Consider the following 10,081-nt stretch of genomic DNA (forward strand, 5'->3'; position numbering starts at 1 on the left):
CCCGTGCGCCAACGGTTATTCGCCCACGACTATTCGCCCACGGCCACGACGACGCCGAGCCGCTCGCCGAGCACCGCCGGATCGGTGGTGGGCGCCTCGCAGGCGAAGTGCCGGCAGACGTACGCCGCGGGCGCGCCGCCGACCAGCGGGCGGTCCGCCAGCAGCGGCACCTCGGCGGCGGCCTCGCCCGGCTCGCCGACCGCGACGACGGCGCCGGGCGCCGTCCCGAGCAGCGCGGCCCGGCGCAGCGCCGCGGTGGCCGGGTGGTCGGCCGGGCCGACGACGGCGACCTCGCGCGGCCCGTCGAGCAGGGCCTCGGCGACGGCGAGGCCCCAGCCGATGAACCGGGGGGCCCGGGCGGCCAGGGCGCCGACGATGCCGAGGGCGCGTTCGGCGGCGGTGCGGTGCCGCTCGGAGCCGGTGTACGCGGCGTAGCCGAGGAGGGCGCCGGCGGCGGCGGTCCAGCCGGAGGGGGTGGCGTTGTCGGTCGGGTCCTGGGGGCGGCGGATGAGTTCCTCGGCGTCGTCGGCGGTGTCGTAGAGGGCGCCGGAGTCCTCGTCGGTGAAGTGCTTGAGCACGGTGTCGAGCAGGCCGCCCGCCAGTTGGAGCCATTCCGCCTCGCCGGTGACGGCGTAGAGGGCGAGGAAGCCCTCGGCGGTGTCGGCGTAGTCCTCCAGGACACCGGCGTTGGTGCCGGGGCGGCCGTCCCGGGAGGTGCGCAGCAACCGGCCGTCGGGGGTGAGGTGGACGGCGAGCAGCAGGTCGGCGGCGCGTTCGGCGGCCTCGACGAGGTCGGGGCGCTCCAGCAGGGCGCCGGTCTCGGCGAGGGCGGCGATGGCGAGGCCGTTCCAGGCGGCGACCACCTTGTCGTCGCGGGCGGGTGCGGGCCGGGCCGCCCGGGCCTGGAGCAGCCGCTGCCGGATCTCCTCGTACTCGGCGAAGTCCACCGGATCGGTGAGGAGTTGGAGCACGGAGGTGCCGTGTTCGAAGGTGCCGTCGGCGGTGACGGTGAACAGCCGGGCGGCGGTGGCCGCGTCGGCCGGGCCGAGCAGGTCGACCAACTGGCCGGGCTCCCACACGTAGTAGGCGCCCTCGGCGGAGGCGCCGGTCTCCTCGTCGAGGCTGTCGGCGTCCAGCGCGGACGCGAACGCGCCTTCGGGTGTGCGGAGTTCGCGCAGCAGGAAGTCGGCCGTGGACAGCGCGACCCGGCGGGCGAGCGCGGAGCCGGTGGCCCGCCACAGGTGCAGGTAGGCGCGCAGCAGCAGGGCGTTGTCGTACAGCATCTTCTCGAAGTGCGGCACCACCCAGTCGGCGTCCACGGCGTAGCGGGCGAAGCCGCCGCCGAGCTGGTCGTGGATGCCGCCGCGGGCCATCGCCTCGGCGGTGCGGACGGCCATCTCCAGGGCGGCCTCGGAGCCGGTCCGGGCGTGGTGGCGGAGCAGGAACTCGATCACCATGGCCGGGGGGAACTTGGGGGCCCCGCCGAAGCCGCCACGGGCCTGGTCGAACTCCCGGCTGAGGGTGACCAGGGCCTGGTGCAGGTCGGCGTCGGCGGGCGGGTGGTGGGCGCCGGCCGAGTAGACGGCGGCGCGCTCCGCGAGGTCGGCCCGGATCCGCGCGGCGACCTCGCCGACCTCCTGCCGCCGGTCCCGCCAGGCCGCGTCCACGCCCTCCAGCACCTGCCGGAAGGACGGCATCCCGTGCCGCGGGGCGGGCGGGAAGTAGGTGCCGAAGTAGAACGGCTCCTTACCCGGCGTGAGGAAGACCGTCATCGGCCACCCACCCTGCCCGGTCGCCGCCTGCACGGCCTCCATGTACACCGCGTCGACGTCCGGCCGCTCCTCCCGGTCCACCTTGACCGCGACGAACCGCTCGTTCAGGTACCCGGCGAGCTCCGCGTCCTCGAAGCTCTCGTGCGCCATCACATGACACCAATGAATTCCTAGAAGCATAAGTGGCAGGACGCATAGCCCACACTCAAGAGGATGGGCACGTCCCGCCGCTTGGCTTCATTGATCGCCTCCTCTCCCCATGGCCACCAATCCACCGGATTGGAGGCGTGCTGGAGCAGGTACGGCGACGTCGCGTTCGCGAGTCGGTTCATACCGGCATCGTCGCACGATCCGGACCGTCCAGCCCAGCAATCTCGGGCGACTCGGGGTACGCGCTGAAGGAACGCCAAGGCCAGTAGCGTCTGCCGGTGCGGCCCTACAGGAGCCGCGGATCTCCCGGACGCGAGGGTCGTCGCCGCAGGGTCCGGACTCACGCGCAGCACCTGGGCCGCCCCGGGTACGGCATAGCAGGTCCACGACCAGCCCGGTCGGGCACAGCAGGTGCAGCTCCGCCCCTGCTTCGCGGGCCTGCAGGCGGGCGCGGATGAGGGCGTTGAGGCCGCCGGAGTCGCAGAACGCGACCCGGGACATGTCCACCACCAGTTCCCCCAGGACGGCAAGCGTGCTCAGCCCGCTCTCCACAGCAGCGGCCAGCGACCGAGCGGTGTCCTGGGGCGAGGTCGCCCACTGCGTCCAGCAGGAGGTCGCCTGATCCCGGCCGCAGCTGGATGGTAGGGGCGGGCAGGTCGAATTCGGCGGGGACGGCCACTTGGTACTCCATGCGGCCGCGGTCTCGGCGGCCCGGGGTGCGCCCGCGAAGCGGACGTCTGACCTGACGGCCCGCGTGCGGGGGCACAGTCCCGCCGTAGCGGGCCGAGCGCTCTGGTAGAGCACCCGCACGCACAGGCGCACCGCCGGCGGGCGGGCGCGACCAGGTCAAGAGCGAGGTGGGACGGCGCAGTTGCGCGCTTGGCGCGCGGCTTGTGCGGTCCGGCCCACAAGGAGGACGGACCTTGACAGGGTTGCTTCGGCGTCCACGGATACGGCGCTCATGACGCGGGCGGTCGCGGAGCGAGGGCGGGCACGCCCGCTGTGGGGGGCGTAAGCATGGTCCGACCAAGGAGAAGCATGCCTGGCCCGTGGCGCCGCCGCGGGGCACGCGTCATGACCGGGCAGAACGGTTGCAGACACCCCGGGCGTGAACTCCGGGGATGGCTGCGGGCGGCCTTTCCGGGCGTCCCCGCACTGGTCCCCGCCAGTGCGGCAGACCAGCGATCGGGACGGCGTGGGGTGAGCGCCTGGCACTCACCGCAGGGCGGCAGGTGGGTCAGGTGTCGGCGGCGGGCTTCTGGCCGTGCTGGGAGCGGCGGAGTTGTTCGTTGATGCGCAGGGCTTCTTCGAGTTGGTCTTCGAGGATGACGATGCGACAGGCGGCCTCGATGGCGGTGCCCCGGTCGACGAGGTCGCGGGCTCGCATCGCGATGCGCAGCTGATAGCGGGAGAAGCGGCGGTGGCCGCCGCCGGAGCGCAGCGGCGTGATGAGGCCCTGCTCGCCCAGGGCGCGCAGGAAGCCGGCGGTGGTGCCGGTCATCTCGGCGGCGCGCCCCATGGTGTAGGCGGGGTAGTCGTCGTCGTCGAAGGAGTCGGGGGTCTCGGGGGTGTGGGGCCTGTCGGTCGTCGTAGTCACTGCACCTCTCTTGGTTCCTGGGGAATGCGTCGAGGGGCCCCGGCGCCGTGGCGGCTCCGGGGCCCCGAAGGGGAAAAACACCATCTACCGGCCTGGGCCGGGTTCCTTGTTCCGCTACTCCCCGGGGGAGGGGAAGTGCGGGGATCGCGTATGCGTGACCGGAAACCACCGTCCTCTTGCTCAAAAGGGGGTCTGCGGTGTCCGCCCGGGTGACGTCTTCACGGGCCGGGCGATCCTGATGGCGCTCTGTCCCTCCGTTCATCCTCTGTACTGACTGATTAGCGAACTGCTCTGTACTGCTGAACTTCAACTGCCTGGTCCGACAGCCAGCCCCGTTGCCCGTCCTGCTCACCTGCTCGGCTTGGAACCCCACTGCCGGACTCCCAGCACGCGCGCCCGCAGCCTGGCGCCTTCACTGGGATACCGCGTACCGCGACTGCTGGTACCGCTCAACTCAACTTCACTTGCTGGTACTGCACCTGCATCTACCGCGGTACCGCTCCTTGGCGGACCCCTGATCACTGCGGGCCGCCCGGCCCGGCCGCCGGTCCTGTCGCCTTACTGCACCATCCTGGCTTCAGGACCCTGCCACCGTGCCGACCTGCGAACTTCCGTACTACTGCCCGCCAGTTCGTGTCTGGCGGGTACCACTTGACCGCGTTTACGAGAGAAACACTAGCCACGACACCAGGCAATGTCTACTCCAGCGAGCACAGATTTTTCCGTGTCCGCCGGGGAGGTATTCTCCGTCCCGCGCGGGGGCCGGACGGACCGGGCCCGCAGGCGCAGCCGCATGACGGAGGAAGCCACGCTCAGCGGCTCAGGAGCGCGAACGGATCGAACGGGAGGCGAACAGTGGAAGGGCGGCAGACCGCGCCGCACGGGCGCACCCCCGACCCGCATACCAAGGCGTCGCTGGTGGCCGCCATCGGCGAAGCCGTCCGTGACCGGGACGAACGGGTCCTGCGCCGGCTGCTGGCCCGCTTCGCCGAACAGGCCGCCATCGCCGATCTGCCCGCCCTGCGCGACGCCCTCGACACCGCCCGGTGCCACGGCGGCTGTCCGTCGGTACCCCGGCAGCCAGCCCGGTACCGCGCATCCGGGGGCTTCTGCCGGATCTGGCGGAGTGCGCGGACGCTGCGGCGCCCTACGCACTGCGCGACGCGTTGGCCAACGGCCCGCCCGCCGCAGCGCGACCAGGTCCGCCAGCCCGGTCCGGCGCGGGTGGGCCGGGTCCGACCGGTCTTCGGTGACGATGAGGGGATCGAGGGCCTGGCGCGGCAGGCCCAAGGCGTGGAGCCGGCCGGACGCCGGCGTGGAGGAGGGGTGCCGACTGCTGGTGTGGTTGGAACCGGCGCGGGAGTTGGTGTCCGCCCGCAGACGGGGCACCCTGAGAGATACGGACCACCGGCCACGGGCCCGACCCGCGACCGGCACAGCGGCGTGAAGGGAGCCTCAATGATCCAGGTAGGGGACATCCGCGAGTGGCGCACCCACGACGTCGTGGACTCGGGGGGCCACAAGATCGGCACGCTGGAGGCGATCTACGTGGACACCAGCACCGACGAGGCGGCCATGGCCACCGTGCAGGTCGGCCTGCCCACCCGCCACCGCCTGGTCTTCGTACCCCTCGACGGAGCAACGGTGGGTCCGGGATACGTCAAGGTCGTCTACGACAAGGCCCTGGTGAAGGACTGCCCCGCGATCGGCACGGACGACGTCCTGCCCGCCGAGGACGAGGAAGCGGTCTTCCGGCACTACAACCTCGCCTACCAGAGCGGCGCCGCAGGCGAGCGCCAGCTCGCCCGGCGCTGACCGATCACCCGACCAAGGAGGCATGTCATGGCCCTGTTCCTCCTCGTGGTCCTCATCGCCATCGTGCTCGGCCTCGTCGGCGCCGTCGTCCACGGGCTGATCTACCTGCTCGTCATCGGCATCGTGCTCCTCGTCGCCGACGTGGCCTTCCTCGCCGTGCGCTCGACCAGGCACCGACGCGCCCTGCGCTGACAGTCCGCCCCGCAACACTCGGCCCCCGCCGCGGTCTCGGACGCACTCCGACGTGCACCCGAGACCGCCTTCGCCTCGCAGATCCCCCTCCCCCAGCCCTTGGACACCACCACCGAAGCCACCCGCCGGCACACCGGCGCCGCCCTCACCAGCCTCGACGGCGAGCGCCTTATGTGCCGCCTGCCGACCCAACTCCCGTGTGGCTACGCACTCCCGTACGACCGCGGTGACCTGACCGCCGCCGCCTGCCGAAGCGAACTGCGGCAGGTCTCCGCCGGTCAGGCTCAGCGCCCCCCGGACCGACCTGGAGCCGGGGTGACGCTCCAGCGGCTTCCAGACCGCAGGTTGGCGCGGGCCCGACTCCTCGCTCCGCTCACAGCCTGGCGATCGGACTCACGACCGGCCCGCCTCACCCGGCTCCAGCCTCGAAGCGGGCACTTGGCCTCCTACTCACCGTCTCAGCTGTCGGAGTAACCGAGGTCCCCGATCGTCCAGCTGCTGATGTCCTCGATGGCGATGCGGTACATGCCGCCGGTGTGGGGCAGGGCGAAGTTGCCCTGCAGGATTTTCGCGCGGTGGAGGTGGAGGTGGGTGGGCCGCGCGGGCGGGCCTTCGGCGGGCGGCGCGAAGAGAGCGGCGAACGGCTTCAGGTGCTCAGAGGCCTGAAGGACCTCCGCCACCCGCTCCCACCACAGGGAAATCGGCGCGAGCCGGCCGGTGATCACTGCGCCGGGGACCACCACGGTCAAGGACATCTGGTTGGTGTGCTCGGACTCGACCATCGCGGCGATGTCGACGAGCAGCCCGTCAGGGTTCGACATGAGTCCCAGATTAGGACACGGCGGTCGGTGTCCGGGAGTCCGCCTCAAGGCGGTGACTGCAGTGCGCACGGGGTGTCGCCGGCCTACGCGGCCGGGCTTCGACGGGTCCCCGCTGCCGCGAAGGCAGGCCGGCTGCTGCGCGGCGGTCAATGGCCGGGGCAAGAGCCCCCAGATGATGCCGAGGCAACGGTGCGCCGTCGCCTCGGCGCGGGGACCGCCCGCGAGCGGTGCGGCACGTTCGGCCGCGAAGCGCGGGGCGCCCGGGGTCAGAGTTTGAACATCGCGGCGTACGGCTGGGTGATGCGTTCCTGCCGCGATCCGAAGTCGACGAGTACGGCGATGTCGCCGTCGCCTTCGACGCCGATGGCCCGGCCGAGGCCATAGCGGTCGTGGGTGACTCGGTCGCCGACGGCGAACCGCTTGAGCGGCGCCTGGACCCGGACGGCGGCCGCCGAACCGGACGGGCCGAAGCGCGTCTTCCCCGGGCTGTCGCTCACCGCCACCTCGTAGTCGCCGCCACCCGGCGGCTAGGTCACCCCGTGGACACCTCGGGTAGCGACCTGGCCGTCGGGTGCCGCAGCGCGACGCGACCGCCCAACGGCATTCGATCAGCGGTCGTGCGGTTTTGAGGGCAGGTTCCGACGCAGCGGTGCGGCAGTTGCGGCAGCTGTATCCGGACGTCGGCGTACGCTGCGAGGACGGTCTTCCGGGCGGGGATCTGAACTGGCGCCCCGCAAAGTGCGGCTCTAGCAGCTGATCAGCTTGCTGCTTTGAACAGCCTCTCCTGCGCGATTCGGCGCACGGCGCGGGTCAGGGGTGCCGCACGGGCGGCGGGGGTGTTCCGCCCGCGCGGCACGGTTTCCTTTGGGGCACCAGGCCGATGGGGGGGTCAGGCCTGGAGTTCCTTGTGGTCGCTGCCGCCGCTGATGTGGATCTTGCGGGGCTTGGCGGTCTCGGCGACCGGGATGGTGAGGGTGAGTACGCCTGCCTCGTAGGAGGCGGTGATGTGCTCGGTGTCGAGGGCGTCGCCGAGGAACAGCTGCCGGGAGAAGACGCCGAGGGGGCGTTCGGAGAGCTGGACCTCGGCGTTGTCGCCGCGCTGCGCGGGGCGGCGCTCGGCCTTGACGGTGAGCGTGTTCTTCTCGACGTCCAGGTCGATCGCGTCGGGGCTGACGCCGGGGAGGTCGAACTGGACGTAGAACGTGTCGCCGTCGCGCCAGGCATCCATCGGCATCGCGGACGGTCGCGACCACGTGCCGGTCGTGCCGAAGAACTGCTGGGTGAAACGGTCCAGCTCGCGGAAGGGGTCAGTGCGCATCAACATTGTCGAGTACCTCCTCGTCGTATCAACGGGCGACTTCGACGCGCTCACGCATCCGCTCAGGCATGTCACCTGTCAGTGACATGTCGCCGAATAGATGACATGGCGGATGGCAAGGCGTCTTGGGGAGTCAGGGCTCCGGCGTCGGTGGCCTTCCGTGGACAGGCCACCGAGGGGCGGGGTGTGGAGCGGGCTGTTGGTCGCTGCCACAGCGCGATTACCGACGGCGACGCACCGGGCCGCCCGGCTAGGGCGAAGACCATGCGTGACAAGTCCAACTCCGGTCTGCCGTGCCGCGAGCCGAAGGGCTGCGACCAAGTCGGGCCCACAGCTGGTACGGAACCCTGATCGGCATGGTGTCGGCTCGCGCGGGGTCAGGTCACGCCGCTGCGGGGACGGCCTGTCCGCTCTCCACGGGCGACGGCTGTCCGGCCTCGCCGGCCCGGATGGCGATCTTGCGGGCCCGGGAGGCCGAGGCGGTGGGGACGGTGAGGGTCAGGACGCCGTCCTGCAGGTGGGCCGTGATACGGCCCGGGTCGAGGCTTTCGGCCAGGTGGATCCGGCGCTCGGACGCCCCGTGGGAGCGCTCGGCGAGCTGGGTGCGCGCGTGCTCACTGCGGGGGGCGGGACGGCGTTCGGCCTTCACGGTCACCATCCGCCCCAGTGCCTCGACCTCGATCGCCTCCAGCGGGACGCCGGGCACATCGAGCGCGATCACGAAACGGTCGTCCTCGCGCCAGGCGTCCATCGGAATCGGGGCCGGCCGCGACCCGGCTGTGGGGGGCGCCTGGTGGGTCACCGCAGTGCGCATGGACATCGTCGGACACCTCCGGTCCAGAAGCTCTTGTTCGCACCGGTGCGGTGCGACACGAACCGTTGTAGCATGTCATCCAGACGATGACAAACACCCAGTCAGCGAAAGAGTGACGACATGGATACGCAGGACACCGGCACGGCCGGGGTCGGCCCGGCCTCGTTCCTGGCCGCCGCTGCCGCGCTGGGCATGATGGACGCCGCTGCCCGCACCGCCCGCCACGCACCTCCGGACGACGCGGGCCAGCACGACCCGGGCGGTGCGCTGTCAGCGCTCCTGCTGCTGCGTCACCTGCGTGAGGAACTCGCCGGCTGGGAGAGCGGTCTGATCGAGACCGCCCGCGGGGCCGGCGCCACCTGGGCCGACCTTGCCGAACCGATGGGCGTCCAGAGCCGCCAGGCCGCCGAGCGCCGCTACCTGCGCATGCGCCCGAACGCCGACGCCGGCACCGAGGCTGGCAGCACCGGCGAGCAGCGCGTCCAGGCGGTCCGCGACCAGCGTGCCGCCGACCGCGCGGTGACCACCTGGGCTCGCGACAACGCCGCGGACCTGCGCCGCCTCGCCGGGCAGATCGGCGCCCTGGACGGCCTCACCACCTCGGCGGCGCCCGCCATAGAACGCCTGCTGGACGCGCTCGGCGACAACGACCCCGCCCGCCTGCTCGCCCCGCTCGCCGAGACCCGGCCCTTCCTGGAAGCGGACCACCCGACGATCGCCGGCCGCCTCGACGAGCTCACCACCCGAACCGGCCAGCTGCGGGCCGACAGCGGACGGCAGCGCCGCACACCCCCGGCCGGTCCGTGACCACCCCCGGTAGCGCCCCATCCGGGCCGCGGCCTACGCACAGCTGACCCGCTCCAAAGTCGAAGGCCCGCCCCGGCAGGCAGAGCGACGGCCGACGCCGCGGGCCCTCATGTGAAGACCATCCGTACTCCGATCCCAGCCGACGCCCATGACTCCAGCCGACCTGCAGCAGCTGCTGATCACACGCACCCCCGAGATCCCGGGCATCGCCGCCGCCGACAGGCGCGGCGACGACAGCCCCTACGGACTGGCCGTGACCCTGGACGGGGGCGGCCAGGTGTGGTGGAGCATCACCGGTGCCAGCGGCTCCGCCCCCGCCCAGGCCCCCGCTGGTACTGCCACCGAGAAGACGCAGGTGCCGGACCTGACGGGCCGGCCTGTTGCGGTTGCCCTCGTCGAGCAGGCCCTGGTCGCCGCCGCGACGGCCGACGGCGCGTCCAGCGACGTTGTTCGCGTCGACCGGTACAGCACACGCCCGGATCCGCCGGCGGTGCGATACGGCGCCACGCTGGAATGCCGCGACGGCTGGAAGCTTTTCCTGTCCTGCTACGGCACCGCCCGACCCGGCACCGCCCGCCCCGAACAGCCCTACCAGCCCCTCAGCCGCATCTGAATACCCCCGGAGCCGACCGCGCGGCACACCCGCCCGGCCTGCCCCGGCGACTTGACCCGACCCGAACCCTTTCCACCGAAGGAGACACCTCCCGTGGCCAGCCCGACCCAGACGCTGGAGTTCCAGGCGGAGACCCGCCAGCTGCTGCAGCTGGTGATCCACTCGATCTACTCGAACAAGGA

11 protein-coding genes and 1 pseudogene are annotated in these 10,081 nt (G+C 72.1%); 5 read left to right on the forward strand and 7 right to left on the reverse strand.

Annotated elements, in window-relative coordinates:
* Window positions 1–29 precede the first annotated feature (29 nt).
* Window positions 30–2,104: pseudogene (locus ACFXPX_RS33990) on the reverse strand (thioredoxin domain-containing protein).
* Entirely contained in the window at window positions 2,010–2,474 is a 465-nt protein-coding gene (locus ACFXPX_RS33995; protein WP_380644362.1) for an STAS domain-containing protein, read from the reverse strand. The pseudogene ACFXPX_RS33990 and the gene ACFXPX_RS33995 overlap by 95 nt, the downstream one beginning before the upstream one ends.
* On the opposite strand from ACFXPX_RS33995, the gene ACFXPX_RS34000 reads away from it, so the two are divergent.
* Entirely contained in the window at window positions 2,422–2,544 is a 123-nt protein-coding gene (locus ACFXPX_RS34000) for a hypothetical protein (RefSeq protein ID WP_380529385.1), read from the forward strand. The two genes, ACFXPX_RS33995 and ACFXPX_RS34000, sit on opposite strands and share 53 nt — an antisense overlap.
* Window positions 2,545–3,159: 615 nt before the next feature.
* Here the strand turns inward: ACFXPX_RS34000 and ACFXPX_RS34005 are convergent.
* A complete protein-coding gene (locus ACFXPX_RS34005) occupies window positions 3,160–3,441 on the reverse strand; it encodes a MerR family transcriptional regulator (protein ID WP_380644366.1) in 282 nt (93 codons plus the stop codon).
* Window positions 3,442–4,977: 1,536 nt separating this feature from the next.
* Between ACFXPX_RS34005 and ACFXPX_RS34010 the strand changes: the two genes are divergently transcribed.
* Together ACFXPX_RS34010 and ACFXPX_RS34015 are read left to right on the forward strand one after the other, a co-directional pair.
* Complete coding sequence (locus tag ACFXPX_RS34010) at window positions 4,978–5,334, forward strand: PRC-barrel domain-containing protein (protein ID WP_380644363.1); 357 nt, start codon at window positions 4,978–4,980, stop codon at window positions 5,332–5,334.
* Window positions 5,335–5,361: 27 nt separating this feature from the next.
* Window positions 5,362–5,526 carry a hypothetical protein gene (locus ACFXPX_RS34015; protein WP_380528169.1) on the forward strand — a complete coding sequence of 55 codons (165 nt, stop codon included), beginning with the start codon at window positions 5,362–5,364 and terminating at the stop codon, window positions 5,524–5,526.
* A gap of 458 nt (window positions 5,527–5,984) precedes the next feature.
* Here the strand turns inward: ACFXPX_RS34015 and ACFXPX_RS34020 are convergent, their stop codons facing one another.
* The 4 genes from ACFXPX_RS34020 to ACFXPX_RS34035 all read right to left on the reverse strand — a co-directional run bounded on the left by ACFXPX_RS34020 (window position 5,985) and on the right by ACFXPX_RS34035 (window position 8,485).
* Window positions 5,985–6,347 carry a hypothetical protein gene (locus ACFXPX_RS34020; RefSeq protein WP_380528167.1) on the reverse strand — a complete coding sequence of 121 codons (363 nt, stop codon included), beginning with the start codon at window positions 6,345–6,347 and terminating at the stop codon, window positions 5,985–5,987.
* Window positions 6,348–6,613: 266 nt separating this feature from the next.
* Window positions 6,614–6,844, reverse strand: a complete 231-nt coding sequence (locus ACFXPX_RS34025; RefSeq protein ID WP_380644364.1) for a hypothetical protein — start codon at window positions 6,842–6,844, stop codon at window positions 6,614–6,616.
* A 392-nt stretch (window positions 6,845–7,236) separates the two neighbouring features.
* Window positions 7,237–7,671, reverse strand: a complete 435-nt coding sequence (locus ACFXPX_RS34030) for an Hsp20/alpha crystallin family protein (RefSeq protein WP_380528161.1) — start codon at window positions 7,669–7,671, stop codon at window positions 7,237–7,239.
* A gap of 376 nt (window positions 7,672–8,047) precedes the next feature.
* Complete coding sequence (locus ACFXPX_RS34035; protein ID WP_380644365.1) at window positions 8,048–8,485, reverse strand: Hsp20/alpha crystallin family protein; 438 nt, start codon at window positions 8,483–8,485, stop codon at window positions 8,048–8,050.
* Between the two features lie 114 nt (window positions 8,486–8,599).
* Between ACFXPX_RS34035 and ACFXPX_RS34040 the strand changes: the two genes are divergently transcribed.
* Both ACFXPX_RS34040 and ACFXPX_RS34045 read left to right on the forward strand, forming a co-directional pair.
* Window positions 8,600–9,286: a type III effector protein gene (locus ACFXPX_RS34040; protein WP_380528156.1), complete on the forward strand. Its 687-nt coding sequence runs from the start codon at window positions 8,600–8,602 to the stop codon at window positions 9,284–9,286.
* Between the two features lie 148 nt (window positions 9,287–9,434).
* Window positions 9,435–9,899, forward strand: coding sequence for a hypothetical protein (locus ACFXPX_RS34045; RefSeq protein WP_380528153.1), 465 nt, complete (start codon window positions 9,435–9,437; stop codon window positions 9,897–9,899).
* The last annotated feature ends 182 nt before the right edge of the window (window positions 9,900–10,081 follow it).

The sequence above is a fragment of the Kitasatospora sp. NPDC059146 genome, assembly GCF_042786665.1.
Lineage (GTDB): Bacteria > Actinomycetota > Actinomycetes > Streptomycetales > Streptomycetaceae > Kitasatospora.